Raw genomic sequence first — 26,000 nt, forward strand, 5'->3', positions numbered from 1 at the left:
GTACGGGGGCTGGACGGACTTGGCAGACTCGACACCATGACGGCCTCTCTGGTCCCGGCCCGCCCCGCGATCCTCACCGTCGACGACGACCCCTCCGTCTCCCGGGCGGTGGCCCGCGACCTGCGGCGTCGTTACGGCGAGCAGCACCGCATCGTGCGCGCGGAGTCGGGTGAGTCGGCGTTGGAGGCCCTGCGCGAGATGGCCCTGCGCGGCGACGACGTCGCGGTGCTGCTCGCCGACTTCCGGATGCCCGGGATGGACGGCCTGCAGTTCCTGGAGGCCGCGATGGACCTCTACCCGGCCGCGCGCCGCGTGCTGCTGACCGCCTACGCCGACACCGACGCGGCCATCACGGCGATCAACGTCGTCGATCTCGACCACTACCTGCTCAAGCCGTGGGACCCGCCGGAGGAGAAGCTCTACCCCGTCGTCGACGCGCTCCTCGAGGCCTGGCGCGCGTCCGACCGGCGACCGGTGTGCGAGACGCGGGTCGTCGGGCACCGCTGGTCGGCGCGGTCGAACGAGGTGCGCGACTTCCTGGCCCGCAACCAGGTCCCCTACCGCTGGTACCCGTGCGACGACCCGGAGGCCGCCCGGTTGCTCGCTGCGGCGGGCCTCGACGACCAGACGCTGCCGGTGGTCGTCACCCCGGCGGGCGAGACGCTCGTCGCTCCCGACGACGCCCAGCTCGCCGAGCGCGTGGGCCTCTCGACGACGCCGGCGTCGGAGTTCTACGACCTCGTCGTGATCGGCGGCGGCCCGGCGGGGCTGGGCGCGGCGGTGTACGGCGCGTCGGAGGGGCTGCGCACGGTCCTCGTCGAGCGCACGGCGACGGGCGGGCAGGCCGGGCAGAGCTCGCGCATCGAGAACTACCTCGGCTTCCCCGACGGTGTCTCCGGCGCGCAGCTCACCGACCGGGCCCGGCGGCAGGCGGTCCGGATGGGCGCGGAGGTGCTCACCGCGCGCGACGTCGTGGCGCTCGACGTGAGCGGTTCGGGGCGGACGGTCCGGTTCTCCGACGGCTCGTCGATCACCGCGCACGCCGTCGTCCTCGCGACGGGCGTGTCCTACCGCGAGCTCGCCGCGCCGGGCCTGGCCGACCTGGCCGGGCGCGGCGTCTACTACGGCTCGGCGCTGAGCCAGGCGTCGAGCTGCACGGGCGACGACGTCTACATCGTCGGCGGGGCGAACTCGGCGGGTCAGGCCGCGGTCTACTTCGCCCGGCACGCGAAGTCGGTGACGTTGCTGGTGCGCGGGCCGTCGCTGGAGGCGTCGATGTCGCACTACCTCATCGAGCAGATCGCCGGCATCCCCGAGATCACCGTCCGGACGTGCACCGAGGTGGTGCGGGCCGAGGGCGACGGGCACCTGGAGCGGCTGCGGCTGCGCGACCGCAACACCGGCGCGGAGGAGGTCGTCGACGCGCCCTGGCTGTTCGTGTTCATCGGCGCCGCCCCGCGCACCGAGTGGCTCGACGGGCTCGTCGCCCGCGACCCGGCGGGCTTCGTGCTCGCGGGACCCGACCTGATGACGGGCGGGGCCCGGCCGCCGGGCTGGCCGCTCGACCGCGACCCCTACCTGCTCGAGACGAGCCAGCCGGGTGTCTTCGTCGCGGGCGACGCGCGCGCGGAGTCGGTGAAGCGCGTCGCCTCCGCGGTCGGCGACGGCGCCATGGCGGTGTCGCTCGTGCACCGGTACCTGGAGCGGTCGTGAGCGCGCCCCGGGACGGGGTGGCCGTGCCCGAGTGCAGTCCCGCGTTGCTGCGCGGGCTGTTCCTGTTCGAGAAGCTCAGCGACGACCAGCTCGACTTCCTGTGCCGGGAGGGCTCGGTCGAGCGCTACCCGGCCGGGCCCGTCTACACCGAGGGCGAGACCGCGACGTGCTTCTACGTCCTGATCGAGGGCTCGGTGGTGCTGCTGCGCCGGTCGGGCGACGAGGACGTCGAGGTCGAGCGCACCGAGCAGCCGGGCGTGTACGCCGGCGCCTGGCACGCGTACCTGGGCGACCGGATGCCGCAGGTGTACAACAACACGCTGCGCGTGACCCGGCCGTCGACGTTCTTCGTCCTCGACGCGACCGCGCTGCAGCAGATGATGCGCACCTGGTTCCCGATGGCGCTGCACCTGCTGGAGGGGCTGTTCTTCGGCATCCAGAACACCCAGCAGGCCGTGAGCCAGCGCGAACGGCTGCTGGCGCTCGGGTCGTTGTCGGCCGGGCTGACCCACGAGCTCAACAACCCCGCGGCCGCCGCGGTCCGGGCGACGGCGCTGCTGCGCGAGCGGGTGGCCGGCATGCGCCACAAGCTCGGCCTGATCGCGGGCGGCTCGCTGGACCGGGTGGCGCTGCAGTCGCTGACCGAGATCCAGGAGGAGGCCGCCGAGCGGGTCGCGAAGGCGCCGGTGCTCACCCCGATCGAGGCGGGCGACCGCGAGGACGCGCTGTCGGACTGGTTCGACGAGCACGGCATCGCCGACGGCTGGGACCTCGCGCCGACGTTCGTGCAGGCCGGTCTCGACGTCGGCTGGTTCGAGCAGGTCGTGGCCCGGGCCGAGGCCGCGGGCCTGGGCGGCGCGCTGGAGGGGGCGGTCCGCTGGCTGAACTACACCGTCGAGACCGAGCTGCTCATGAACGAGATCGCCGACTCCACGACGCGGATCTCCACCCTCGTCGGCGCGGCCAAGCAGTACTCGCAGATGGACCGGGCGCCCTACAACACCACCGACCTGCACGAGCTGCTCGACTCCACCCTGATCATGCTCGCGCGCAAGATCGGCGACGTGCGCGTCGTGAAGGACTACGACCGCACGCTGCCCGCGGTGCCGGTCTACGCCGCGGAGCTCAACCAGGTGTGGACCAACCTCATCGACAACGCGTGCGCCGCGATGGGCGGCAGCGGCACGCTGACCGTCCGCACGGCCCGCGACGGCGACCGCGCGCTCGTCGAGATCGGCGACACCGGCCCCGGGGTCCCCGAGGACGTGCGCGACCGCATCTTCGAGCCGTTCTTCACGACGAAGCCCGTCGGCGAGGGCACCGGGCTCGGCCTGGACATCTCGTGGCGGATCGTCGTGCGTCGCCACCACGGCGACCTGCGCGTCGAGTCGGTGCCCGGGGACACGCGGTTCCAGGTCCGGCTGCCGCTCGAGCCCCATGCCGAGGACGAGGAGCCGTGAGCGGGCCCCGGCGGGCGAGCCGCCGGCACGACCACGGCCGGCGACGCCGGCCGACCACCGACGAGGACGTGTGATGACCGACATCGATCCGACGGTCGCGCCGTCGGGACCCGGCTGCGTCGAGTGCGACGAGGTCGGCGGCTGGTGGTTCCATCTGCGGCGCTGCGCGGCGTGCGGCCACATCGGGTGCTGCGACTCCTCACCCGCGCAGCACGCGAGCAGGCACGCCGCCGACACCGGGCACCGGATCGTGCAGAGCTTCGAACCCGGAGAGGACTGGTTCTGGGACTTCCGCGCCGAGCGGCCCGTCGCCGGACCGGTGCTGGCCGACCCGCAGCACCGGCCGTTGGACCAGCCCGCCCCCGGCCCAGCGGGCCGGGTCCCCGCGGACTGGCTCGACAAACTGAACTGAGCCGGTCCGAGCAGCGCGGCCTCAGCGCGGGGACACCGTGCGGGTGCCGGCGTGGCGTCGGACGGCGCCCGCGATCCCGGTGACGACGAACAGCATGATGCCGAGGATCGCCAGCCACAGCAGCGCCTTCACGGCGAACCCGACGACGACCAGGCCGAGCCACACCACCAACAGCACGAAGACGATGCCCACCGGGAACTCCTCTCGTCGCGACGCCCTGCGCCGCACCAGGATCGAACGACCCCCCGTACCCGGCCGCAGTGGCCGTCAAACACCGGGCGGGGTGGTCGTCCGGCGGTGGGCGGCGGGTTCGCGGCGCGCCGGGGCCACCAGGCATACTGGACGAGCAACGCGACTGGCGGCGGACGGGTGGGCAACCACCGGGGAGCTGATCGACGCGCGGATCGACCGCCTGGGTCCGCGACGCCGAGGAGTCGCGATGTCCGCTCCCACGACCGCCCGTCTGCTGCCCGGGGCCCCTGTCGCCGAGGCCGTCCTCGCCGACGTCCGCGAACGCGTCGCCGCGCTGCGCGCCCACGGGATCGCCCCCGGCCTGGCCACGATCCTCGTCGGTGACGACGACGCGTCGGCGGGCTACATCCGCATCAAACAGCGCACCGCCGCCGAGCTGGGCTTCGAGTCCTTCCACGAGCACCTGCCGGCGACGGCGTCGCAGGCCGACCTGCACGCCGTGATCAGGGCATTCGGCGCCGAGCAGGGCGCCCACGCGCTGCTCGTCCAGCATCCGCTGCCCGGCCATCTCGACCACGAGGCCGCGCTGGCCGTCATGGACCCCGAGCAGGACGTCGACGGCATGCACCCGCTCAACCTCGGCCGGCTCGCCGCCGGGCTGCCGGGCCCGGTGCCGTGCACGCCCGCGGGCATCGAGGCGCTGCTCGCCCACCACGAGATCCCGGTGGCGGGGCGGCACGTCGTCATCCTCGGCCGCGGGGCGACGCTCGGCCGGCCGCTGGCGCTGCTGCTCTCGCAGAAGCGTCCGACGGCCGACGCGGCGGTCACCGTCGTGCACTCGCACGTGCCCGACTGGGACCGCCACACCCGCGACGCCGACATCCTCGTCGCCGCGGTCGGGGTGCCGGGGATCGTCCGGCCCGAGCACGTCAAGCCGGGCGCGGTCGTCGTCGGCGGCGGGGTCCGCTACGCCGGTCGCCGGCTGCTCAGCGACGTCGACGACGCGGTCGCCGACGTCGCGGGCGCGATCACCCCGCGCGTCGGCGGAGTCGGTCCGACGACCGTCGCGATGCTGTTCCGCAACGCCGTCGAGTGCGCGGAGCGGGCGACGCGGGCCTCCTGAGCGCGCCGGCTCACCCGGTGCCCGGTGGGGTCCGCGGCTGCGCGAGCACCGCGGGCTGAGCGGCGGGCTCGGGATCGCGCGAACGCAGCACCGGGACGGCGGCCAGCACGGCCGCCGTCGCGGTGCCCGCGATCGTCACGGCCATGACCAGCGGCGTCACGCCGCCGACCGAGGCCGCCGGCGGGACGAGCGCGCCCGTCAGGAACTGGCCGAGGCCCAGCAGCGCCGACGCCGCGCCCGCGGCCGCGCCCTGCCCGGACATCGCGAGGGCCGTCGCGTTCGGCATGATCATCCCGACGGCCGCGACGACCACGAACAGCGGCGGCAGCACGGCCCAGACCGAGCGGGTCAGCAGGACGCCGGCGACGAGCGTGAGCGCGGCCACGAACGCCACCGCCACCGCGGCACCGAGCAGCCGCCGCGGACCGGCCCGGTCGACCAGCCAGGCCGAGAGCCGGCCGGCGAGGACGATCCCGGTGGCGTTGACCGCGAACACGACGCCGTAGACCTGCGGTGAGAGTCCGTAGCCGGTGCCCTGCAGCACGAAGCTGCCCATCGCGATGTAGACGAACATCGAGCAGCAGCCGAGCGCGAGCACCGACGCCGGGGCCAGGAACGACCGGTCACGGGCGACGCTGCCCAGCGCGCGCAGCGTCTCCCGGGCCCCGCCGGAACGACGGCGGGCGGCGGGCAGCGTCTCGCGCAGCGTGGCCGCCGCACCCAGCAGCACCAGCCCGATCCCGGCGAGCACCACGAACACGCCACGCCAGTCGGTGACCCGGAGCAGCTGGCTCCCGATCACGGGCGCGAGTACCGGCGCCGCCCCGCTGACGACCATGAGCAGCGCGAACACCCGCGCCGCCGCCCGGCCCTCCCACTGGTCGCGCACCATCGCCCTGGCGACGACGATCCCGACCGCCCCGGCGAGACCCCCGAGCAGGCGCAGCGCGAGCAGCACCTCGATCGTCGGAGCGAAGGCGCAGGCCAGCGACGTCACCGCGAACAGCGCGACCCCGACCAGCAGCGGGCCCCGGCGGCCGCGGCGGTCCGACAGCGGGCCGGCGATCAGCTGGCCCGCCGCGAGGCCGACCATGCACAGCGACATCGTGAGCTGGGCGGTGGCCTCGGTGGTGTGCAGGTCGGTGGTGAGCTCGGGCAGGCCGGGCAGGTAGAGGTCCATCGACAGCGGCCCGAACATCGACAGCCCACCGAGGGCGAGCACCTGTCGCAGCGGCGGTCGGTCCCGTTCCGGCGCGGCGGCGGGGCGGGTCTGGCGCGTCACCGGACGATCCTCCGATTCGCCCGCCCCCACCGCCAGCGCTGCTTCCGTCCAGCGGGAGCGTCGCGGCCGACGGCGGCAGCGAGCCCGGCGACGGTGCGGGCCGGCGGGCTCACGTCCTCGAGGCGGTGCCGCAGGACGGTGCTCAGGTCCCCGGCCCCCGGGTCGAGGTCCCCGCAGCGCACGGCCTCGACGACGTGCAGCGCGAAGCCACCGGTCGTGGCCTGCAGCAGGGCCGCGGCGTCCTCGTCGAGGGGATGGCCGACGACCGCCGCGGCGAGCGCCGCGGTGTCGGCGCTGTCGAAGGGAGGCAGCTCGATCTCGGTGACGTCGTGGGTCGACCGCATCCGGGCGAGCCACTCCGGCAGCCCCGCCTCCTGGTCGGGGTCGTCGTCGCGCGCGGTGGCCGCGACCAGCAGCGGCGCCCCGGTGTCGATGCCGAGGCAGAAGGCGAGGAACGCCAACGTCTCCTGGTCGCACCAGTGCAGGTTGTCGACGACGAGCAGCAGCGGCCGGTCGACCGCGATCAGCGCCCGCGTCACGGCCTCGAAGAACCGGTGCCGCTGCCACGCGTCGACCATCGCGGGCGGGCCGCCGCCGGGCTCGCTGCGGGCCCGGGCCGACGGCACCAGCCGGTCGACCTCGACCCGCCAGACCGGCTCCAGGTGCGCCGTCGCGGCCTGGATCTCCGGGGTGCGCAGCCAGTCCGCGACCGGCGCCAGCGCCAGCCGGCCCGCGGTGCCGAAGCCCTGGGTGACGGCGACGACGGCGCCGGCACGCCGGCACTCCTCCGCCAGCTCCGCCACCAGCCGGGACTTGCCCACGCCGGCCTCCCCGCGCACGACGGCCAGGCTCGGCCGCCCGCCCGCGGCGGTGCGCCAGATCTCGCGCAGCCGGGCCAGCTCGGCGGTGCGCCCGACGAGGCGCGCGGCGGCGGATCCGGCCCGCCCGTGCGCCGCGAGGCCCTCCGGCTCGGCCGCCGGGGTGGTGCGGGCCAGCAGCCGGTCGAGGGTGGCCCGGGTCTGCGGGTCGGGATCCACCCCCAGCTCGCGTTCGAGCACCGAGGCGCACCGGTGGTACGTGCTGACCGCGCCCGCCCGGTCGCCCGCCTCGCCCTGCAGCTCCATCAGCCTGCGGTAGCCGGGCTCCTCCAGCGGGCGCAGCGCGACCCGCCTGCGCGCGGCCGCGACCGCCGCCTCGCCCGCGTCCCCGTGGGCGATCACGTCCAGCAGGTCGACGCACTGCTGTTCGAGCTCGCCGCGGGCGGCGAGCACCCAGTCGTCGTAGCCGCCGGGGAGGAACTCGCCGCGGTAGTACGCGACGGCCGCGCCCGCGCGGGTCCGCTGCTGCTCGTCGTCGCCCGCGGCCGCCGCCGCCCGGGCCGCCGCCCGGAACCGGGCGAAGGACCGCACGTCCACCCGGCAGGTCGGTGAGTCGGTCCAGCACAGGTCCCGGGCCGTGACGACCAGCGACGGGTCGTCGCCGAGCACCGTGCGGACGTGGTGCAGCTCGCGCCGCAGGTTCGTCAGGGCCTGCTCGTCGGTGGAGTCGGGCCAGAACTGGGCGGCGAGGCGCTGCCGGGTCTGCGGTGCGTCGGCGTGCACGACGAGGAAGCCGATCAGCGCGAGCGCGCGCGAGGACCGGGCCCGGACGGTGCCGGTGTCGTCGGTGACCGACTGCTCCCCCAGCAGGTTGACCTGCAGCATCACGGCTCCTCCGGGCTGCTCCCGGATCAGCCTGCTGTGCGCCCTTCGCCGACGCCAGGGCCGCACGGCCCACCGGGCTACCGCCGAGCGGCGCAGCGGTCACGCCGCCCGGGGCGCCATCCGCTCGATGACGCGCGCCGGCTCCCGCCGGGACAGTGCCGGCTGCTGCGCGGCCGGGGCCGGCAGGGCCGCGACGAGCCGCGTCGTGATGCCGTCGGGGAACGCCGTGGCGTCCGGGAACACCGCGAGGACCAGCCGCACCGCGGCCCGGTTCGTGCTCAGCACCTCGGCCTCGACGACACGGTGCCCGGCCGCGGCGGCCAGCCCGGCGACCGCGCGGACGAGCCGGGTCCCCACGCCCGACCGCTGCTCGTCGTCGACGACCTCGACACCGAGGTCACTGCGGCCGGTGTCGTCGGCGATCAACCGGGCGATGCCGATCGGCCGGCCGTCGGCGAACGCGGCCACCGCCACGTGCCGGTGGCCGTCGACGGCGGCCAGTGCGGTCCGGGTGCCCGCGGTGAGCCGGCGCACCGGCGCGTGGAAGCGCCGGTAGCGGCTCTCCGCGGACAGGCCGTCGAACACGGCGTCGAGTACGTCGAACTCTCCGTTGCGCAATGCGCGAATCTCGATCATGACGTCTCCCCCCAAGGAGTCATCGGTTCGGTCGGGACGGGTCGGGTGTGTCGGTCGATCCGGTGCGTCGGGTCGGTCGGGTCAGGTCAGCAACCAGGTGAGGCCCCAGGCCGCGACGAGCCCGGCGAACAGGGCGAGCGGCAGGCTGCGGGTGAGCCGCCAGAGCACCCCGGCGACGACGGCCGCCAGCAGTGCCGGCACCGTCTCGGCGGTCGTGACGCGCCCGTGCGGCGCGACGAGTGCGGGCAGCGCGATCGCCGCCGGCACCGCGGGTCCGACGTACTGCAGCAGCCGTGTGACCACGGCGGGCGGGCGTGCCCCCGCGGTGGCGAGGAACGCCGCACGCATCAGGTACGTGCCGACGCCGATCGCGACGAGCACCAGCAGGTCAGCCACGACGGCCTCCCACCAGCGCGCCGGCGGCGATCCCGGCCGCGGCACCGACCAACAGGCCCAGGCCCAGCGGGAGCCCGGAGGCGGCGACCGCGACCAGCCCACCCGTCGCGGCGGCCGCCCACGCCGGGCGTGAGGTCAGCATCGGGAGGACGAGCAGCAGGAACGTCAGCGGTGCGGCGACGTCGAGGCGCAGACCGTCGGGCAGCACCCCCGCGAGCAGCGTCCCGGATGCGGTGATGGCCATCCAGGCGGTCCACAGCGTCGCGCCGACGCCCAGGTAGTAGGCGAGCCGCAGCCGGGCGTCCCCGCCGCCGTCGGGCTTGGTGAACCGGCCGACGGCCAGCGCGTAGACGGGGTCGGCCAGCAGGTAGGCGCCGCCCCAGCGGGCGCGTCGCGACCAGCCCGACGCGTGCTGGGCCAGCGATGCGCTGTAGAGCAGCATCCGGGAGTTGACGACGAGGGCACCCAGCACGACCACCGCGACGTTCGCGCCGGCGCCGAGCAGCTGTACCGCGAGCAGCTGGGCGGCGCCGCCGAACAGCAGCGGTGACGACGACCAGGCCACGAGCGGCGAGATGCCGGAGGCGGCCAGGGTGGCGCCGAGCGTCAGCCCGAACGGGACGTAGGCGGCGATGACCGGGACGGCGTCGGCCGCCGCGCGCAGCACGACCGGCCGCAGCGGGACCGGCCGCAGCGGGACCGGCGGGGCAGCGGCACGCAGGGATCGCGATCCGGTGTGCACGGCGGGGCTCCTGTCGGTGGCCGCCGCGGTCCGGGACCCGGCGGGGGCGATGCCGTCGACCTCGTGGTCGATCGGTTCGCCACCGACGCTAGGAACGGCGCGTTCCCCTGGCGTTCGGGCCGACCGGGGGCAAACCCGAACGCCGAGCGTCCCGCGCGGAACGGAGCCCCTGTGAGTGGCGATGGTCGCCGGAGCGGCCATCGCCACTCACGAGGGGAGGCACCGTGCCGCGGGGCGGGGCTGGGGCCGTGCCGCGGGGCGGGACCGGGCCGTGCCGCGTTCACCCGACGGTCACGCCCTGCGGTCCGGCCGGATCGCCCTCAGCGCACCTCCTCGTCCAGCCCGTCGAGGATCTTCTCCGAGATGCGCCTCATCGTGTCGACCTCGCGTCGGGTGAGGCGGTCGAACACGAGCTCGCGCACGGCCTGCACGTGCGGCGGAGCGGCTCGCTCGATGGTCTCGCGCCCGAGCTCCGTGACCACGACCATCGCGCCGCGCGAATCCTCCGCGCAGTCCTCCCGCCGGATCAGCCCGCGACGCTGCATCCGGTCGAGGTGGTGGGACAGCCGGCTCTTCTCCCACTGCAGCGAACGCCCGAGCTGCCGAGCGCGAACCGTGCCGTCGGGGGCCTCCGTGAGCTGGGCGAGAACGTCGAAGTCGGCCAGCGACAGCCCCGCCTGCGCCCGCAGCCGACGATGCAGCTCCGCGGTCAGTTTCGCGTGCATGACCAGGAAACTCAGCCACGCCTCGCTCTCCCCGTCGTCGAGCCACTGGGGTTCGGTCATGCCGCAATGCTATCGACCCGGTTGAGACATCACCCATCCGTCGACGCGCGCGGACGGAACTGCGCAGCACAAGCGCCCTCCTTCGGTTGACACGTCATCCAACCCGTGCATACATTAGGTTGTCATGTCAACCGGAGATGCCGGGCTCCGCCCGGTGTCGTCGCCAAGGAGTGCATGTGCCGGACACAGTCCTGATCACCGGGGCGAGCGGGCTGGTGGGGACAGCCGCGGTCGAGAGGTTCCTGCGTGAGGGATGGCAGGTGATCGCCGTGTCGCGCCGCCGACCGGATGTCCCCGAGCAGGCCGGGTTGCGCCATGTCCCCGTCGACCTGCGGGACGCCGCCGCCAGTCGCGACGCGCTCGGCGGTCTGACGGCCGTCACGCACCTGGTGTACGCCGCGTCCTACGAGAAGGACGACCTCGTCGCCGGCTGGGGCGAGCGGGACCAGATGCTGACCAACGAGGCGATGCTGCGCAACACCGTCGACCCGTTGCTGGACGCGGGCGGGCTGACGCACGCCGCTCTGTTGCAGGGCACCAAGGCCTACGGGGTGCACCTGCACCCGATCCCGATCCCCGCCCGCGAGGACGCGCCACGTGACGATCACGAGAACGCGTTCTTCCTGCAGGAGGACCTGCTGCGAGCGCGCGCCGCGGACCGGGGTCTCGCTTACACGGTGCTGCGCCCGCAGCTGATCGTGGGGCGCACCTACGGCGTCACCCTGAACGTGGTGACGGCGATCGGCGCCTATGCCGTCATCCGCCGTGAAGAGGGCCTCCCGTTCGGTTTCCCGGGCGGGCCCAGCTTCGTCTGGGAGGCTGCGGACGCCCGCATGGTCGCGGCGGTGCTCGCGTGGGCGGCCCGGTCGCCGAAGGCACGCAACGAGATCTTCAACGTCACCAACGGCGACGTGTTCGAATGGCGCAACCTCTGGCCCGGGATCGCCGACACCCTCGGCGTCGAGGTCGGGCCCGACGAGCCCGTCAGCCTCGTCCGGTACCTGCGGGAGCGGGCCGCGACGTGGGACGCGGTCGTCGCCCGCCACGGCCTGCGGCCGTTGACACTGGCCGAGTTCGTCGGCAGCGCCGACCACCACGCCGACTTCAGCTTCGCCCACGGTGCTCCGGCGGGACCGCGCGCGTTCACGAGCACGGTGAAACTCCGCCAGGCGGGGTTCGGCGAGGCGATGCACACCGAGGACAGCTTCCGCGACGCGTTCCGGGCGATGATCGACCGCGGACTCCTGCCCCCCGCCGCCGCCTGACACCGGCCGGCGCCCGCGGGGGTGCCGGCGTCGTCAGCCGCCGTCGGTGTCGCGGTGGAAGTCCTCGATGTGCCGGCGGACGGCGGTCTCGGCGTCGTCGGCCCGGCCCTCGCGGACGGCGCGCAGGATCGCCCGGTGCTCGGCGCGCAACCGGTCGGCGAGCGTGGGCCAGTCGGCGGCGCGGGCGGCACCCTGCCCGATGTACGCGCGCACCGCCCCGCGGATCCCGGCCAGCACCGCGGCGTGCAGGACGTTGCCCGACATCTCCGCGAGCACGACGTGGAAGGCGCCGTCGAGGTCGAGGAACGTCGCGACGTCGACGCCCGGCGCGTCCATGGCGTCGAGCAGGGTCGTGGCCCGGTCGAGGCCGTCGGCGGCGGGTCGGGCCGCGGCGCTGCGCACGGCCGCCCCTTCGACGAGCAACCGCAGGTCGACGACGTCGCCGACCGGGACGTGGTCGGTCGCGACGTGCAGCCGCAGCGCGGCGCCGAGTCCCGCCGCCGGGTCGGCGACGACGGTCGCGCCCGCCTCCGGCCCCGAGCCCGTGGCGGTCCGGATGACGCCGAGCGCCTCGAGGATCTTGATCGCCTCCCGCACCGAGGGCCGCGACACCCCGAGGCGCTCGGCGAGCGCCCGCTCCCCGGGCAGCCGGTCGCCGAGGCGGATCCGCCCGGCGGCGAGGTCGTCCTCGATGTGGGCGAGGACGACCTGGTGGGTACGCATGCGGCCCAGCCTATCCGGTGTGGTCTGACCACACGCGCTACGCTGGCCGCCGACCGCGTCCCGGAGGTCGCCCACCATGAAGATCGCGCTGTTCGTCACCTGCCTGTCCGACGCCCTGTTCCCCGAGGTCGGCAAGGCCGTCGTGCGCCTGCTCGAACGGCTCGGCCACGAGGTCGCGTTCCCCGCCGAGCAGACCTGCTGCGGCCAGATGCACGTCAACACCGGCTACCGGCGGGAGGCGCTCGGGCTGGTGCGCCACCACGTCGAGACGTTCGAGCCCTACGACGCGATCGTCGCGCCCTCGGGCTCGTGCGTCGGCTCGGTGCGCCACCAGCACGCCGACGTCGCCCGCGCCGGCGGTGACGGCGCGCTCGCCGCCCGCGCCGAGGCGGTCGCCGCCCGGACGTACGAGCTGTCGGAGCTGCTCGTCGACGTGCTGCACGTCGAGGACGTCGGCGCCTACTACCCGCACCGCGTCACCTACCACCCGACCTGCCACTCGCTGCGGATGCTGCACGTCGGCGACCGGCCGCTGCGGCTGCTGCGCAACGTCCGCGGCATGACGCTGCTGGAGCTGCCGGGGGCCGACCAGTGCTGCGGGTTCGGCGGGACGTTCGCGGTGAAGAACGCCGACACCTCGACGGCGATGCTGGCCGACAAGATGTCTCACGTCCTCTCGACGGGCGCGGAGGCGGTCAGCGCGGGTGACAGCTCGTGCCTGATGCACATCGGCGGCGGTCTGTCGCGGCTGCGCACCGGCACCCGCACGGTGCACCTCGCCGAGATCCTGGCGAGCGTCGAATGAGCACGGACCTGGGACTCCCCCGGTTCGCCCCGCGCGGGGTCGGGCACCTGCGCGGCGAGCGGAGCTTCCCCGCCGCCGCCCGCGACGCCCTCGCCGACTCCCAGCTGCGGCGCAACCTCGGGCACGCGACGTCGACGATCCGCGCGAAGCGCGCCGCGGTCGTGGCCGAGCGCGCCGACTGGGAGGAGCTGCGCGCCGCGGGCGAGGCGATCAAGGCCGCGACGATGGCCCGGCTCGACGAGCACCTCGAACGGCTCGAGGCCGAGGTCACCCGCCGCGGCGGAGCCGTCCACTGGGCCCGCGACGCCGAGGAGGCCAACGCGATCGTCACCCGGCTCGTCGCGGCGACGGGCAGCCGCGAGGTCGTCAAGGTCAAGTCGATGGCGACGCGGGAGATCGGGCTCAACGAGGCGCTGGCGGCCGCGGGCGTCGACACCCAGGAGACCGACCTCGCGGAGCTGATCGTCCAGCTGGGCGGCGACCTGCCGTCGCACATCCTGGTGCCGGCCATCCACCGCAACCGCGCCGAGATCCGCGAGATCTTCCTGCGCGAGATGCCGGGCGTCGACCCCGCGCTCACCGACGAACCCCGCCGCCTCGCCATGGCCGCCCGCTCCTACCTGCGGGAACGTTTCCTGCGCGCCGAGGTCGCGATCTCCGGGGCCAACTTCGGCGTCGCGGAGACCGGGTCGCTGCTCGTCGTCGAGTCCGAGGGCAACGGCCGCATGTGCCTCACGCTGCCCCGCACCCTGATCACGGTGATGGGCATCGAGAAGGTCGTGCCGAGCTGGGCCGACCTGGAGGTGTTCCTGCAACTGCTGCCCCGCAGCTCCACCGGCGAGCGGATGAACCCCTACACCTCGGTGTGGACGGGTGTCACCCCCGGCGACGGGCCGGCCGAGGTCCATCTCGTCCTGCTCGACAACGGCCGCACCGCCACCCTCGCCGACGACGTCGGCCGGGCCGCGCTGCACTGCATCAAGTGCTCGGCGTGCCTCAACGTCTGCCCGGTCTACGAGCGCACCGGCGGGCACGCCTACGGCTCGGTGTACCCGGGGCCGATCGGCGCCGTGCTGTCGCCGCAGCTCACGGGCGTGGAGGACAACGCGTCGCTGCCGTTCGCGTCGTCGCTGTGCGGGGCCTGCTACGAGGTCTGCCCCGTCCGCATCGACATCCCGTCGCTGCTCGTGCGGCTGCGCGCCCAGCACGTCGAGGCCCGCCGGGAGGCGTCGCGGGTGCCGAGCGCGGAGGCCGTCGCGATGGCCGCGGCCGCATGGACCATGGCCGACCCGCGCCGGTTCGCCGCGGCGGAGAAGGCGTCGCGGCTGGGGCGGGTGTTCGGGCGGCGGTCGGGACAGCTGACGACGCTGCCACCGCCGCTGTCGGCCTGGACCGCGGGCCGCGACGCCCCGAGGCCACCCGCTGAGACGTTCCGCGAGTGGTGGGCGAGGGAACGCGGATGAACGCGCGCAACGAGATCCTCGGCCGGATCCGGGCGGCGAACACAGCGGCGCAGGCGCGGGAGACGCCGGTCCCCCGCGACTACGAGCGCCGCAGCCCGCACGCCCCCGGCAGCCCGGAGCTGCTCGACCTGCTCACCGACCGGCTCGTCGACTACAGGGCCACCGTCGTCCGGGTCCCCTCCGACGGCGTCGACGACGCGCTCGCGCAGGCCGTCGCCGGGTACCGACCGGTGCTCCTGCCACCCGACGCGCCCTGGGAGCTCGACGGCACCCGCGACTCCCCCGGGTTCGGCCCGGGCGACCTCGACGGCTTCGCCGCCGTCGTCACCGGGTGCGGTGGCGTGCGCGGAGACCGGGACCATCGCCCTCGACGGCGGCCCGGCACAGGGCCGCCGCGCGATCACCCTCGTGCCCGACGTCCACGTGTGCGTGGTCCGCGCCGACCAGGTCGTCGGCTCGGTGCCGGAGCTGGTCGCCGCGCTCTCGCCGGCCCGCCCGATCACCCTGGTCAGCGGCCCGTCGGCGACCTCGGACATCGAGCTGCAGCGCGTCGAGGGCGTGCACGGCCCCCGCACCCTCGTCGTCGTCCTCACCGAACCCGCGTGAGCACCCGACGCGAACGAACGGCCCGGTCGCGCAACTGAGTTGCGCGACCGGGCCGTTCGTTCCCGCGGGAGGGCACCGCTACGGTGCTGCGCATGGCACGTCGGCACGACCACGACGCGGGTGGCGACCCGGAGGTGTTGGCGGCCAAGGCCGCGCTGCGCGACGAGGTGTGGTCGTCACTGACCGACGCCGGGGTCGCCCGCTTCCCCGGGGCGCGCAACCGCATCTCCAACTTCGTCGGCGCCGAGGCCGCCGCGCAGCGCCTGCGCGAGCTGCCGGAGTGGGCCGCCGCGCAGCGGGTGAAGTCCAACCCCGACTCCGCGCAGCTCCCGGTCCGGCAGCGGGCGCTGGAGGACGGCAAGACCGTCTACATGGCCGTGCCGCGGCTGGCCGAGGAGGACCCCTTCTTCCTGCTCGACCCCGACCACCTCGCCGACCCGCCGCGGCGCGCCGTGTCCATCAAGAACGCGATGCGCTCGGCCCGCCGCGTCGCCGTCGCCGACCTGGAGCCGGTGGACCTCGTGGTCACCGGGTGCGTGGCCGTCGGCGAGGACGGCGCCCGGCTGGGCAAGGGCGGCGGGTTCGCCGACCTGGAGTTCGCGCTGGCGAGCGCCGCGGGACTGATCGGGCCGGACACGGTCGTCGTGACGACGGTGCACGAGCTGCAGGTCCGCCCGGCCGGTGCGATCCCGACGACCTCGCACGACGCGCCCGTCGACCTGATCGTCACCGCGGACCGGGTGATCGACTGCCGGCGGCACCGGCACGACCGCCCGACCGGTCACATCGACTGGGACGCGCTCACCGAGGAGAAGATCGCGGCGATCCCGCTGCTTGCGGCGCTGCGAACGAGGTCGTGAGTGGCGATAGTCGCCATAGCGACTGCCGTAGCGACCATCGCCGCTCACAGGAGATGACATGCCCGAGATCGTGCTCGTCCGTGGCGACATCACCGAGGCCGAGGTCGACGCCGTCGTCAACGCGGCGAACTCGTCACTGCTGGGCGGGGGCGGTGTCGACGGCGCCATCCACCGCCGCGGCGGGCCCGCGATCCTCGCCGAGTGCCGCCAGTTGCGGGCCACCCGGTATCCCGACGGGCTGCCGACGGGGCAGGCCGTCGCCACCACCGCCGGGAACCTGCCGGCCCGCTGGGTGATCCACACCGTCGGACCGGTGTACGCGAAGCGGCGGAGCCGCCGGCACCTGCTGGAGTCGTGCTACCGGGAGTCGCTGCGGGTCGCCGACGAGCTGGGCGCGGCCACGGTCGCGTTCCCCGCGGTGTCGGCGGGTATCTACGGCTGGCCGCTCGACGACGCCGCACTCGCCGCGGTGGAGACGGTGCGCGCCACCGAGTCCGCGGTGCGCGAGGCCCGGTTCGTGCTGTTCTCCGACGACGTGCTGGCGGCGTTCCGGGCCGCCGTCGGCTGACGACGAGCGTCCTCAGCGCAGGTCGCGCAGGTCGTCGGCCTCGGCCAGCAGCTCACGGCCGAGCCACTCCTGGGCCAGCCGCTCGCCCGCCCCGAGCAGCTCCGCCACGGGCTCGTGCAGCACCGGCGGCAGCCATGCGGTGAGCTCGGCGACGTCGCCGACGGGCAGGCTCCCCGGCTGGGGCACACCCTCGTCGAGCAACCAGGTGTAGAGCGTCGACGCCCGCAGCGGCGCCAACCCGAGCGTCTCCGCGGTCTCGGCGCCGCGCCGGGCGATCTCCAGCCCGCCGACGTCGAGGTCGCCGAAGTACGACAGCTCGCCCGGGTGGCCGGGCCCGTCGGCCAGGGCGGTGAGGACCGTCGACAGCTGGTTGCCCATCCCCCACACCACGCGGCCGACCGCGCCGTCGGCGGGCAGCGCGTCGGCCAGCGACTCCCAGGTCGCGACGTTCTCGACGAGGAGGGTGATCCTGCCGTCCCCGACGGTGCGCGTGATGGGCTCCCAGCGGGCGCGGCGGATGCCGAGCAGCTCGGGGGTGAGCCGGCCGGGCCGGAAGAGCCGGCCACGCCGCAGCGCGTCGAGGGCCTGCTCGTCACCGGTCAGCCGCAGCGACCGCTCCTGCACCGCGACGACGTCGCGCGGGCCGCCGTCGGCGAGCAGCCGCTGGACGCCGTCGAGCAGGGCACGTTCGGCATCGGACGGGTCCTCGTCGCGCAGGAACGCCGGCACCCAGCGCAGCTGCGCGTGCCAGGCGGTCGCGGTGGCCGGTCGCACGTCCGGCGGGTCGAGCACGAGACCGGGCCGGCCGACCCGGGTGACGAACCGCGGCAACGCCGGGCGCGGCAGCGCGTCCCAGCCGGTGCCGCCGACCCGCGGCAGCCGGACGACGCCCGCACCGGCGAGCTCGTCGCACAGCTCGCGCAGCCGGGCGCGGCCGTCCGGCGCACCCGCGAGGCTCGGGTCGGCCTCGTGGGCGGCGCCGCGCAGGACCTCGATCCCGATGCGGCCGGTGCGCGACGCGGCCACGACGCCGGCGAGCCTGGCGGCGAGCGGCGACAGCTCCGGGGACTCGTCCTCCTCGACGGTGGTCATGCGGCCCCTCATCCCAGCGGCAGCGTGAGGACCGGGTCCTCCCGCCAGATCCGGGTGGTGTCGACGACGCCGGCCGGGTCGTCGCCCGCGAGGATGCGCTCCTCCTGCCGCACGTACTGCCGCCCCCGGCCCGCGACGTTGCGCATCCGGATGATGTTCGGGAAACGGCCGACGGCCTTCAGGTCGCCGACACCGGTCAGGAAGATCAGCTGCACGCCGTTGGCGGCGGCGACCTTGCGTTGCAGGTCGAGGAACACGACGTAGTTGGCCTTGCCGAGCGGGTTGTCCAACGGCAGGGCGCCCAGCCCCGGCACGTCGCGGCCACGGTTGGTGGCCCGCAGTTTGGCGACCATGCAGAACAGCAGCAGCGAGATCGTCACCTTCTCCCCGCCCGACCACTTGCGCATCCGCTCCACCGACACCCGCTCGATCGCGAACGTCGTCGACGGCTTGAGGACCCGCGCCTTCCAGTTCCCGTCGCCGACGACGGCGTCGGTGGCCTGCCACAGCAGCTCCAACCCCCGCGGCACCTCCGCGCCGCGGGCGGTGAGCGCGTCGACCAGCCGGGAGCAACGGTCGCGCACGACGGCGTCGGCGGTCTCGACGGTCGAGCGCGGCCCCACCTCCAGGAACCGCTGCCCGGCCCACTCCCCCAACGACTCCGGCAGCTCGGACAGCGCCTGCGCGCGGGCGAGCGAGCGCAGCGCCTGGCGCACCATGCCGGTCATCGCGGTGACGACGACGCCCTTGTGCTCCTCCAGCTCGGCGAGCCTTTCGCGCAGGTTGGCGGCGTAGACCGCGAGCGATCCGGCGAGCTCGTCGGCGACGGGTCCGAGCTCGCCCGCGACGTCGTCGACCCGGAAGCGGTCGCGGACGTCGGACTTCACCCCGGCGAACCGGTCGGCGCCCGCCCACCGGGCGATCCGGTGCGCGACGGCCTCGACGTCGCGCGCGGCGCGGCGGGCGACGGCGACCGCGCCGTCGAGCCGGCCCCGGGCGGCCGTGACGGCGGCATGGGCGTCGTCGAGGGAGCCGACGTCCCCGGGGCCGGGGTCGATGCCGGGGCCGGGGCCGGTGCCGGGGTCGACGCCCAGCAGCTCCAGCAGGTGCCCGAGACCGGTCGCGCGTTCGCGGGCGGCGGCGCGGCGGGCGTCGGCGTCGCGGGCGGCGGACCCGGCGGCCGCGTGCAGGGCGACGAGCTCACCCGCCTCGGTGGCGGCCCGAGCGGCCGCGGCGAGCGCGTCGGCGCGGGCGGCGTCGAGCGCGTCCGGGTCGTCACACGCGGCCTGCTCCGCCGGCTCCACCTGCATCTGCGCCGCCGGCTCGGCGAGCCCGGCCAGCTCGGCCTTCGCCTCCCGCAGCTCCGCGCGCAGCTCGCCGATCGACGTCGCGAGCGCGGCGGCGGCGGACTCCGCCCGGACGATCGCCGCCGCGCGGGTGCCCGCGTCGGTGCCGTCGGGACCGTCGAGCAGTGCCTCGGCACGCTGCCGCACGACCTCCGGCAGGTCCGCGACCCGGGCCGCCGGGTCGGCCAGCGCGCGCGTCGCCTCCTGCAGCGACGCCGCGAGGGCGGACTCCGACACCTCGCGCCGGTAGGCCTGGTCGGCGCTCTCCCAGGCCCGGCGGGCCTCGTCGAGCGCGACCGGCTCCCCCTCCGACCCGGCGCCCGGCCCGGGGTCGGATCCGGGGTCGGACAGCCCGGCGCGCAGCTCCCGCTGCTCGCCGAGGCTGCGACGCAACACATCGGCCTGCCCGGTGGCCGCGGCGGCCGCGGTCCGGGCGGCGTCCTCGGCCGCGACGGCGGCGTCGAGCGACGCGTCGAGGTCCGCGATCTCCGCGGGCAGCGCCGCCGCCTCCGCCCTCCGGTCGGCGGCCTCGCGCACCCGCGGCAGCAGCTGCGTGAGCGTCGCGATCGCGGCGGCGGCGTCGCGCCGGCAGCGTTCGAGATCGCCGCGCCGGGCGTCGGCGTCGGCCTCGCGGTCCCCGACGGAGGCCAGGTCAGAGGCGATCCGGGCGAGGTCGGCGTCGGCGGCCGCGACGGCGTCCCGCGCGGCCCGGACCTCGGCGTCGAGGGCCTCGAGCGTGCCGGGCGGGCAGTCCACGCGCAGCCGTTCGAGCCGGCGACGCCGGTCGGCGTCGGCGTCGCGGGCGGCGACGAGCTCGGCGTCCGCGGCCGACCGGGCGGCGCGGGCCGACTCGCGTTCGTCGATCTCGGCGCCCGCGCCCGCGCGGTCGGTCAGGGCCCTGGCCGGGTCGACGAGGTGCCCGGTCGCGGGGCCGTGGGCGGCGTCGAGGTCGCCGGTGGTGGCCAGCACGACCGGCGACGTCGGGCGCAGCGCGGCACCGTCGAGCACCGAGCGGGCGGCCGGCAGGTCGGCCGGGTCGTGGACGAGCACGCCGCCCGCGAGGGCGGGCGCGGCCCGCATCAGCTCGGCGCGCCGGCCCGCGGGCACGGAGTCGGCAAGGTAGCGCCATCCCGTGGTCGCCGGGATGCCGGCCCGGTCGAGGACGTCGAGCGCACGGACGACGTCGAGCGTGGGCGGGAGCAGCCGGTCGGCCCCCAGCGCGGCGAGCGCACGCTCGTCCTCGGCGTCGGCGACGGCGAGCTCGACGCGACCGCGTTCGGCCCGGGCGACGGCGGCGGTGAGCAGCGCGACGAGGTCGCCCGCCTCGGCGACCGGGTCGACGTCGGTGCCGCCGGCGAGACCCCGGAGCCGGTCGTCGGACGCGAGGTCGGCGACGCGTCCGCGCAGCTCCACGGCCCGGTCGCCGGCCGCCTCCGCGGCGCGCTCGGCGGTCCGCCGCTGTGCGGTGAGGGTCTCGGCCGCGGCGGCCAGCTCGGCCCGGCGCTCGCGCAGCGTGGCGCGCTCGGCGGCGAGCCGGTCGAGCTCGTCGGCCGCCTCGGCGTCGACGGCCTCGTGCCGGGCGAGGGCGTCCTCCACCGCGGCCGCGTCGACGCTCCCTCCCGCGGCGACCGTCACCCCGGCACCGAGATCCCCGGACCCGGACCCGGACCCGGACCCGGACCCGGACCCGGCGAGGAGACTCCGGGCGGCGGCGAGATCGGCGTCGAGCCCGGCGAGGGCGTCGGTGAGGGCGGCGAGCCGCCCGGTCAGCGTGCCCCGGCGCTGCGACGCCTCCTGCCACGCCGTCCGCGCGGCGCGTTCGGCCGCACCGGCGTCGCAGGCCTCCGCGTCGAGCGCCGCGACGCGCGCCGCGACGGCGGCGATGCTCGCGTCGAGGGCGCGGGCGTAGCCGGCGGCCGTCGCGTCGCGCCGGGCGCGCAGGGGCTCGGCCTCGGCCGTCGCAGCCGCGAGCTGCTCCTCCAGCGAGCGGACCCGCCGGCGGGCCTGCCGCGCCGCGTCGACGGTCGCGACCGCGTGCCAGCCCGCGACGAGGGCACCGGCGCGCGCGTGCTCGGCCGCGAGCCCGTCGGCGCGCAGCTCGGCGGCCCGGACGCGATGCGCGGCGGCCGCCCGGCGCGCCGCGACCTCCCGCACCCGAGCCTCCTGGGCGGCGGTCTCGTGCGCGGCGCCCGTCGCGGTCAGCTCCGCGACCCGCTCGGCGTGCTCCGCGGCCGCGGCCTCGGCCCGCGCGGCGGCGGCGGCGAGCGCGGTGGCCAGGTTCGTGGCGCCGGCCTCGGCGGCCGCGACCGCGGCCGTGGCCCCGGCGTGCGTCGTGCGGGCCGCGGACAGCTCACCGAGCAGCGGACCCGCCTCGTCGGCGAAGGCCAGGTCGGCGAGGATCTCCGGGCGCGCGGCCAGGCCCTCGCGGACCTTCTCCAGGATGTCCGAGACCTGGCCCGGCACTTCGGGATCGACGATCAGCTCCAGCAGGTACCGCACGAACTGGTCGGGCCCGCGGAACTGGAACTGCCCCTCGATGCCGCCCTCGGTGGCGTTCATCTGCAGGATCGCGGTGAAGATCGCGGGATCGAGGCCGTGCTCGTCGAGCAGCCTGCTCCAGCGGTCCTGCGAGTCGGTCACGGCGACGCCGCAGTTCGGGATCGCGTCCCAGCGCTTGACCGCGGCGACGAAGTCGCGCAACGGCGTCGGGGCGTCGTCGGGGCCGAACGGGAGCGTGTCCAGCGACGCGCCCGACCGCGTACCCGGCTGGGCCCGGAACACGTACCAGCGGGCGCCGAGACGGTCGTGGTCGCGGTTGGGGTCGGCGGGCTGCGCGCGGTCGGCCCACTCGTAGACCGCGCCGGTGACGAGCGTCTGCCCGCCCGGCCCCGACCACTCGACGACGACGTGCGCGGTGTCCGAGCCCAGCACGTAGTCCTCGAGGTGCTTGCCGGTCGAGGACGTCGCGAGGAAGTCCCGGCGGTGCGGGCGGACCAGCGCGCAGATGAGCGAGAGGACCGTGGACTTCCCGCCGCCGTTGCGCAGCCACAGGATCGAGTGCAGGGCGCGGCCGTCGGCGTCGGTGAGATCGAGGGTCACGTCGACGAACCGCGCGGCGCGCGGCCCGATCCGGTGCAGGCGGACGCGGCGCATCGTCCACATCACGGGCACGGCCGGGCTCACGGCACGTCCTCGCGCCGCAGGTCGCGCAGCGCGTCGAGGGCGCCGCCGCCCGCGCTGTCGGCGACCAGCAGCCGGAACCGGTCGGTGAGGTGGAACGTGTCGGGCCCCAGCGACGCGGCCTCGCGCGCCGCGCCCTGCTCGACGAGCCAGCCGCACACGTCCTCGACGGCCTTGAGCGTGCAGCCGCGGGCCCGGCGGCCGGTCTGGGTCGTGATCAGCTGCGGGAGGTCGGCGTACACCTGCGCGGCGGCCCGGGCGCGTTCCTCGGCGCTGCCCTCGACCCCGGCGAGGGAGCCGAGCGTTCCGAGTGCGGCGCGGATGAAGCCGTCGATCGTCGCGACCTCGACGAGCTTGGTCTCGGGGTCGTCGAAGTCGGCGTCGGTCGGGTAGGCGTAGGCCGCGATGCCGATCAGGACGAGCCCGAACACGAGCCGGTCGTCGGCGTCCATCGTGGACCGCAGGTCGCCGAGGCGGGTGGCGAACGGGCCCGCCGGGTCCGGGGCGAGCACGAGTCCGGACCGCGGTGTGCCGAGCACCTCCAGCCCCAGCCCCTCGGCCATCGTGTCGACCACGTCGCGGAAGCGCAGCTCGCTGCGGTAGCGGTCGAGCAGCGCCCGGTACTGCCCGCCCTCGACGGGTCGGGCGCGCCGCGCGAGCGCGAACCCGAGCAGCTCGGCAGCGGCGCGGACCTCGGTGAGATCGGCGGCGACGCTGGTCACGACACGGTCTCCCTGCTGTAGGCGTCACCGTAGACGTCGACGAACAGGACGTCGGCAGGCTCCGCAGGCGTCTCCGTCGCCCCGGTCGCGCCGCCGCGCAGGCGCACGACCAGGTCGGGCCCGCCGACACCCGGGACGTCGAGGAGCTCGTCGGCGCGCTCGGCCTCGATCCCGCCCGCGAGCACGTCGACCTCGGCGGCGACCTCGCCCTCGGCCTCGGCCGCGACGTCGGGGGCGAACGCCCACAGCGCCGACAGCAGGACGAGCTCGGTGACCTCGGCGGCGTCGGGGCCGTCGGGGACCGCGGCGAGCAGCTCCGAGAGGCGGACCTCGCCGTCCGCGGCGGCTCCCAGCACCTCGCGGGCGGCCGCCACGACCTGCTCGGGGTAGCGCTGCACGTCGTCGGAGACGTCGACGTCGGGCACGAGCTCGATCTCCGGCTCGGCCGCCTCGCGCGCCCGCGGCGGCGCCCACAGCGCGTCGACCAGGTCGTCGAACCGGACCAGCCGCGGCACGCTCACCCCGAGCGCGCGGTCGGCGAACGCGGAGGCGACGAGGGCGGCCTCCGCCCGCGGCAGCTCCAGCACCGGCAGCAGCAGCTCCTCGCGCAGCGCGAGCATCCGCAGCCGGCGCCGCCGCGCCAGCCGCTGACGCACCTGCGCCGACAGGAACACCTCGCGCGCGCCGACCAGCCGCCGCTCCAGGTCCAGGTGTACCTGCCGGGCCCGGCCGAGCAGGTCGACGATCCGGCCCGACACCGCCCGCACCTCCGGCGAGGTCTCGGCGTCGAGCCCGCCCTGGACGTGCTCGAGCAGCCGGTCGTCCTCGGCGATGCGGGACTCGACGTGCCGGCGGGCGCGCAGCAGCCGCTCGGGGACCTCGCGCTCCCAGTCGTGCGAGCCGACGTCGCGCCGCGTCGCGTCGAGCAGCTCGGCGAGCATCGCCGACATCCCGACGCTCGTCCGTTCCGCCTGGGCGGCGGTGCGCGCGGCCGCGTCGAACCGGCGGTCGTCGAGCTGGCGCTGCAGGACGTGGGCGAGCGCGCGGTCGGCGTCCTCGAGGTCGACGTCGAGCCCGTGCAGGAACAACGTCACCGCCTGGTCGCTCGCGACGAGGACCGGCCCGTACTCGGCCTCGCGCAGCGACAGCAGCCGGAAGCTGTAGGCCTCCCAGCGCGCGGGCTCGCCGGGCGCGCCGAGGTCGGCGAAGCGGTAGGTGAAGCGGCGTTGCTCGTGGGCGTCGTTGAGCAGTCCGCGCACGACCGTCTGGGCGACGTCGCGGGCCTGGTCGGGCCGGTGCGGCGCCATCCGGGCGGCGAGGCCGGCGAGCTCGTCGACCACGTCGTCGAGGGTGGCCTCGCGGGCGAACCCCATCGATCCGACGACGATGTCCACCGCGGCGAGCGCGAGCAGCCGCAGGTCGTACTCGTCGTCGTCGATGCCGGCGTGGGCGGCGTTGCGGACCAGCCGCGACACCGGGTCGGTCAGCGCCAGCGCCCGCCACCGGTCGCGTGCGGACGCGTCGGCGGCGGGCGAGACCACGCCCCCGTACGCACCCGTCATGTCCCTCGCCGGCTGTTCGGTCCTGCAGCGCCGCGTCCTGCAGCGCCGAACGGAGGGTAGCCACCGCGTCCGACGGCCACGGCCGGAGGTCGCGCGTGGCGATGGTCGCTGGAGCGACCTGCTGGGGCGACCATCGCCGCGCACAGGCGCCGCTAGGGTGATCGCGGGCGGCGGAGCTCCACGTACGCGCGCCGGCGACCGGACGTGGCCCGGCCACGTCCGTCACGGCGAGGAGGACCATGACCAGCGACTCCTGTCCCGACGTCCCGCTCGACGAGGACGTCGACCGTTACGACCCCGGCCACCGGGCGTGGGTCGTGCAGGCGGTCGCGCGCATCAAGGCCGAGACGAACCGCTCGTCGGACACCCATCTGCTGACGGTCCCGCTGCCGCCGGAGTGGGACGTCGACCTCTACCTCAAGGACGAGTCCACGCACCCGACGGGCTCCCTGAAGCACCGGCTCGCCCGCTCGCTGTTCCTGCACGCGCTCTGCAACGGCTGGATCCGGCGCGGGCGACCCGTCGTCGAGGCCTCCAGCGGGTCCACGGCGGTCTCCGAGGCGTACTTCGCGCGGCTCGTCGGCGTGCCGTTCGTGGCGGTCGTCGCGCGCACGACGAGCCGGCAGAAGATCGAGCTCATCGAGCTGCACGGCGGGCGGTGCCATCTCGTCGACCACCCGTCGGAGGTCTACGCGACGGCGGCGCGGCTGGCCCGCGAGACCGGTGGGCACTACATGGACCAGTTCACCTACGCCGAGCGTGCCACCGACTGGCGGGGCAACAACAACATCGCGGAGTCGCTGTTCGCGCAGATGGCGCAGGAGCGCCACCCGGAGCCGGCGTGGGTCGTCGCGACGGCGGGCACGGGCGGCACGTCGGCGACGATCGCCCGCTACTGCGTCTACACCGGACGGCGCACGGCCGTCTGCGTCGCCGACCCGGAGAACTCGGCGTTCATGCCGGGCTGGCGCGACGGCGACACCGCCGTGACGACGCCGGTCAGCTCCCGCATCGAGGGCATCGGCCGGCAGCGGGTCGAGCCGAGCTTCGTCGGCGCGGCGATCGACCGGATGATCCGGGTGCCCGACGCGGCGGCCGTCGCCGCCGTCCGGCACCTGGCGACGGTGTCCGGGCGCCGCGCCGGGGGCTCGACCGGGACGGGCCTGTGGGCGGCGTACCGGATCGTCTCGGAGATGGTCAGGGCCGGGCGGGGCGGCAGCGTCGTCGCGCTGCTGTGCGACGCGGGCGACCGCTACGCCGACACCTACTACTCCGACGAGTGGCTCGCGGGGGCCGGGATCGACGTCGCCCCGTACCTGCGGCGGCTCGACGAGTTCTGGCGGACGGGCACGTTGTCCTGATCC

General features: G+C 75.8%; 23 protein-coding genes and 1 riboswitch. Of the genes, 11 read left to right on the plus strand and 12 right to left on the minus strand.

Going from position 1 to position 26,000, the window contains the following annotated elements; translation table 11 throughout:
* Positions 1-36: 36 nt before the first annotated feature.
* The 3 genes from PSED_RS20205 to PSED_RS20215 all read left to right on the plus strand — a co-directional run bounded on the left by PSED_RS20205 (position 37) and on the right by PSED_RS20215 (position 3,585).
* Positions 37-1,713 (plus strand): NAD(P)/FAD-dependent oxidoreductase, encoded by a 1,677-nt coding sequence (locus tag PSED_RS20205; protein ID WP_013676099.1) that lies wholly within the window; start codon positions 37-39, stop codon positions 1,711-1,713.
* Positions 1,710-3,173, plus strand: a complete 1,464-nt coding sequence (locus PSED_RS20210; RefSeq protein WP_013676100.1) for an ATP-binding protein — start codon at positions 1,710-1,712, stop codon at positions 3,171-3,173. Before PSED_RS20205 ends, PSED_RS20210 begins: the two co-directional genes overlap by 4 nt.
* A gap of 73 nt (positions 3,174-3,246) precedes the next feature.
* Positions 3,247-3,585, plus strand: coding sequence for a UBP-type zinc finger domain-containing protein (locus PSED_RS20215; RefSeq protein WP_013676101.1), 339 nt, complete (start codon positions 3,247-3,249; stop codon positions 3,583-3,585).
* A gap of 21 nt (positions 3,586-3,606) precedes the next feature.
* Here the strand turns inward: PSED_RS20215 and PSED_RS20220 are convergent, their stop codons facing one another.
* Positions 3,607-3,777, minus strand: a complete 171-nt coding sequence (locus PSED_RS20220) for a hypothetical protein (protein WP_013676102.1) — start codon at positions 3,775-3,777, stop codon at positions 3,607-3,609.
* Positions 3,778-3,926: 149 nt separating this feature from the next.
* Positions 3,927-4,010, plus strand: a riboswitch (ZMP/ZTP riboswitch).
* A 14-nt stretch (positions 4,011-4,024) separates the two neighbouring features.
* On the opposite strand from PSED_RS20220, the gene PSED_RS20225 reads away from it, so the two are divergent.
* Positions 4,025-4,900, plus strand: a complete 876-nt coding sequence (locus tag PSED_RS20225) for a bifunctional 5,10-methylenetetrahydrofolate dehydrogenase/5,10-methenyltetrahydrofolate cyclohydrolase (protein ID WP_013676103.1) — start codon at positions 4,025-4,027, stop codon at positions 4,898-4,900.
* Positions 4,901-4,910: 10 nt separating this feature from the next.
* Here the strand turns inward: PSED_RS20225 and PSED_RS20230 are convergent, their stop codons facing one another.
* The 6 genes from PSED_RS20230 to PSED_RS20255 all read right to left on the minus strand — a co-directional run bounded on the left by PSED_RS20230 (position 4,911) and on the right by PSED_RS20255 (position 10,444).
* On the minus strand, positions 4,911-6,182 hold the full coding sequence (locus PSED_RS20230) for a multidrug effflux MFS transporter (protein WP_013676104.1): 1,272 nt from the start codon (positions 6,180-6,182) through the stop codon (positions 4,911-4,913).
* Positions 6,179-7,885 carry an ATP-binding protein gene (locus PSED_RS20235; RefSeq protein ID WP_013676105.1) on the minus strand — a complete coding sequence of 569 codons (1,707 nt, stop codon included), beginning with the start codon at positions 7,883-7,885 and terminating at the stop codon, positions 6,179-6,181. The genes PSED_RS20230 and PSED_RS20235 overlap by 4 nt, the downstream gene beginning before the upstream one ends.
* 99 nt (positions 7,886-7,984) lie before the next feature.
* A complete protein-coding gene (locus PSED_RS20240; RefSeq protein ID WP_049803454.1) occupies positions 7,985-8,521 on the minus strand; it encodes a GNAT family N-acetyltransferase in 537 nt (178 codons plus the stop codon).
* An 81-nt stretch (positions 8,522-8,602) separates the two neighbouring features.
* The gene (locus PSED_RS20245) at positions 8,603-8,917 is read right to left on the minus strand and encodes an AzlD domain-containing protein (RefSeq protein WP_013676106.1); all 315 of its coding nucleotides are present in this window, start codon (positions 8,915-8,917) and stop codon (positions 8,603-8,605) included.
* The gene (locus PSED_RS20250; RefSeq protein WP_013676107.1) at positions 8,910-9,659 is read right to left on the minus strand and encodes an AzlC family ABC transporter permease; all 750 of its coding nucleotides are present in this window, start codon (positions 9,657-9,659) and stop codon (positions 8,910-8,912) included. The genes PSED_RS20245 and PSED_RS20250 overlap by 8 nt, the downstream gene beginning before the upstream one ends.
* Before the next feature lie 320 nt (positions 9,660-9,979).
* Positions 9,980-10,444 carry a MarR family winged helix-turn-helix transcriptional regulator gene (locus tag PSED_RS20255; RefSeq protein WP_013676108.1) on the minus strand — a complete coding sequence of 155 codons (465 nt, stop codon included), beginning with the start codon at positions 10,442-10,444 and terminating at the stop codon, positions 9,980-9,982.
* A 176-nt stretch (positions 10,445-10,620) separates the two neighbouring features.
* On the opposite strand from PSED_RS20255, the gene PSED_RS20260 reads away from it, so the two are divergent.
* A complete protein-coding gene (locus PSED_RS20260) occupies positions 10,621-11,709 on the plus strand; it encodes an SDR family oxidoreductase (RefSeq protein WP_013676109.1) in 1,089 nt (362 codons plus the stop codon).
* Between the two features lie 33 nt (positions 11,710-11,742).
* On the opposite strand, the gene PSED_RS20265 is transcribed toward PSED_RS20260, so the two are convergent.
* Positions 11,743-12,432: a FadR/GntR family transcriptional regulator gene (locus PSED_RS20265; protein ID WP_013676110.1), complete on the minus strand. Its 690-nt coding sequence runs from the start codon at positions 12,430-12,432 to the stop codon at positions 11,743-11,745.
* Between the two features lie 76 nt (positions 12,433-12,508).
* Here PSED_RS20265 and PSED_RS20270 point away from each other — a divergent pair, with 76 nt between their 5' ends.
* The 5 genes from PSED_RS20270 (at position 12,509) to PSED_RS20290 (ending at position 16,734) form a co-directional block, all read left to right on the plus strand.
* Entirely contained in the window at positions 12,509-13,237 is a 729-nt protein-coding gene (locus tag PSED_RS20270) for a (Fe-S)-binding protein (RefSeq protein WP_013676111.1), read from the plus strand.
* Positions 13,234-14,700: a LutB/LldF family L-lactate oxidation iron-sulfur protein gene (locus tag PSED_RS20275; RefSeq protein ID WP_013676112.1), complete on the plus strand. Its 1,467-nt coding sequence runs from the start codon at positions 13,234-13,236 to the stop codon at positions 14,698-14,700. The genes PSED_RS20270 and PSED_RS20275 overlap by 4 nt, the downstream gene beginning before the upstream one ends.
* Before the next feature lie 336 nt (positions 14,701-15,036).
* Entirely contained in the window at positions 15,037-15,306 is a 270-nt protein-coding gene (locus PSED_RS35535) for a LutC/YkgG family protein (protein ID WP_325176122.1), read from the plus strand.
* A 92-nt stretch (positions 15,307-15,398) separates the two neighbouring features.
* Positions 15,399-16,166: a 5-formyltetrahydrofolate cyclo-ligase gene (locus PSED_RS20285; protein ID WP_049803457.1), complete on the plus strand. Its 768-nt coding sequence runs from the start codon at positions 15,399-15,401 to the stop codon at positions 16,164-16,166.
* A 58-nt stretch (positions 16,167-16,224) separates the two neighbouring features.
* Complete coding sequence (locus PSED_RS20290) at positions 16,225-16,734, plus strand: O-acetyl-ADP-ribose deacetylase (protein ID WP_013676114.1); 510 nt, start codon at positions 16,225-16,227, stop codon at positions 16,732-16,734.
* 12 nt (positions 16,735-16,746) lie between these two features.
* Here the strand turns inward: PSED_RS20290 and PSED_RS20295 are convergent, their stop codons facing one another.
* From PSED_RS20295 to PSED_RS20310, 4 genes are read right to left on the minus strand one after another with little or no spacing between them, the layout of a single operon-like run.
* Positions 16,747-17,826, minus strand: a complete 1,080-nt coding sequence (locus PSED_RS20295; RefSeq protein WP_013676115.1) for a hypothetical protein — start codon at positions 17,824-17,826, stop codon at positions 16,747-16,749.
* Positions 17,827-17,834: 8 nt separating this feature from the next.
* Positions 17,835-22,355 (minus strand): hypothetical protein, encoded by a 4,521-nt coding sequence (locus tag PSED_RS20300; protein WP_013676116.1) that lies wholly within the window; start codon positions 22,353-22,355, stop codon positions 17,835-17,837.
* Positions 22,352-23,074, minus strand: coding sequence for a hypothetical protein (locus PSED_RS20305; RefSeq protein WP_013676117.1), 723 nt, complete (start codon positions 23,072-23,074; stop codon positions 22,352-22,354). Before PSED_RS20305 ends, PSED_RS20300 begins: the two co-directional genes overlap by 4 nt.
* A complete protein-coding gene (locus PSED_RS20310; RefSeq protein WP_013676118.1) occupies positions 23,071-24,636 on the minus strand; it encodes a hypothetical protein in 1,566 nt (521 codons plus the stop codon). Before PSED_RS20310 ends, PSED_RS20305 begins: the two co-directional genes overlap by 4 nt.
* Positions 24,637-24,875: 239 nt before the next feature.
* Here PSED_RS20310 and PSED_RS20315 point away from each other — a divergent pair, with 239 nt between their 5' ends.
* Positions 24,876-25,997, plus strand: a complete 1,122-nt coding sequence (locus PSED_RS20315) for a PLP-dependent cysteine synthase family protein (protein WP_013676119.1) — start codon at positions 24,876-24,878, stop codon at positions 25,995-25,997.
* Positions 25,998-26,000 lie beyond the last annotated feature (3 nt).

Source organism: Pseudonocardia benzenivorans CB1190, from assembly GCF_000196675.2.
In the GTDB taxonomy this organism is placed as follows: domain Bacteria; phylum Actinomycetota; class Actinomycetes; order Mycobacteriales; family Pseudonocardiaceae; genus Pseudonocardia; species Pseudonocardia benzenivorans.

Coding starts and splice junctions, on each gene's coding strand:
- PSED_RS20225 (WP_013676103.1), top strand. CDS start 4,025: ATGTCCGCTCCCACGACCGCCCGTCTGCTGCCCGGGGCCCCTGTCGCC.
- PSED_RS20215 (WP_013676101.1), top strand. CDS start 3,247: ATGACCGACATCGATCCGACGGTCGCGCCGTCGGGACCCGGCTGCGTC.
- PSED_RS20315 (WP_013676119.1), top strand. CDS start 24,876: ATGACCAGCGACTCCTGTCCCGACGTCCCGCTCGACGAGGACGTCGAC.
- PSED_RS20235 (WP_013676105.1), bottom strand. CDS start 7,885: ATGCTGCAGGTCAACCTGCTGGGGGAGCAGTCGGTCACCGACGACACC.
- PSED_RS20240 (WP_049803454.1), bottom strand. CDS start 8,521: ATGATCGAGATTCGCGCATTGCGCAACGGAGAGTTCGACGTACTCGAC.
- PSED_RS20295 (WP_013676115.1), bottom strand. CDS start 17,826: ATGACCACCGTCGAGGAGGACGAGTCCCCGGAGCTGTCGCCGCTCGCC.
- PSED_RS20205 (WP_013676099.1), top strand. CDS start 37: ATGACGGCCTCTCTGGTCCCGGCCCGCCCCGCGATCCTCACCGTCGAC.
- PSED_RS20265 (WP_013676110.1), bottom strand. CDS start 12,432: ATGCGTACCCACCAGGTCGTCCTCGCCCACATCGAGGACGACCTCGCC.
- PSED_RS20290 (WP_013676114.1), top strand. CDS start 16,225: ATGCCCGAGATCGTGCTCGTCCGTGGCGACATCACCGAGGCCGAGGTC.
- PSED_RS20285 (WP_049803457.1), top strand. CDS start 15,399: ATGGCACGTCGGCACGACCACGACGCGGGTGGCGACCCGGAGGTGTTG.
- PSED_RS20255 (WP_013676108.1), bottom strand. CDS start 10,444: ATGACCGAACCCCAGTGGCTCGACGACGGGGAGAGCGAGGCGTGGCTG.
- PSED_RS20275 (WP_013676112.1), top strand. CDS start 13,234: ATGAGCACGGACCTGGGACTCCCCCGGTTCGCCCCGCGCGGGGTCGGG.
- PSED_RS20310 (WP_013676118.1), bottom strand. CDS start 24,636: ATGACGGGTGCGTACGGGGGCGTGGTCTCGCCCGCCGCCGACGCGTCC.
- PSED_RS20270 (WP_013676111.1), top strand. CDS start 12,509: ATGAAGATCGCGCTGTTCGTCACCTGCCTGTCCGACGCCCTGTTCCCC.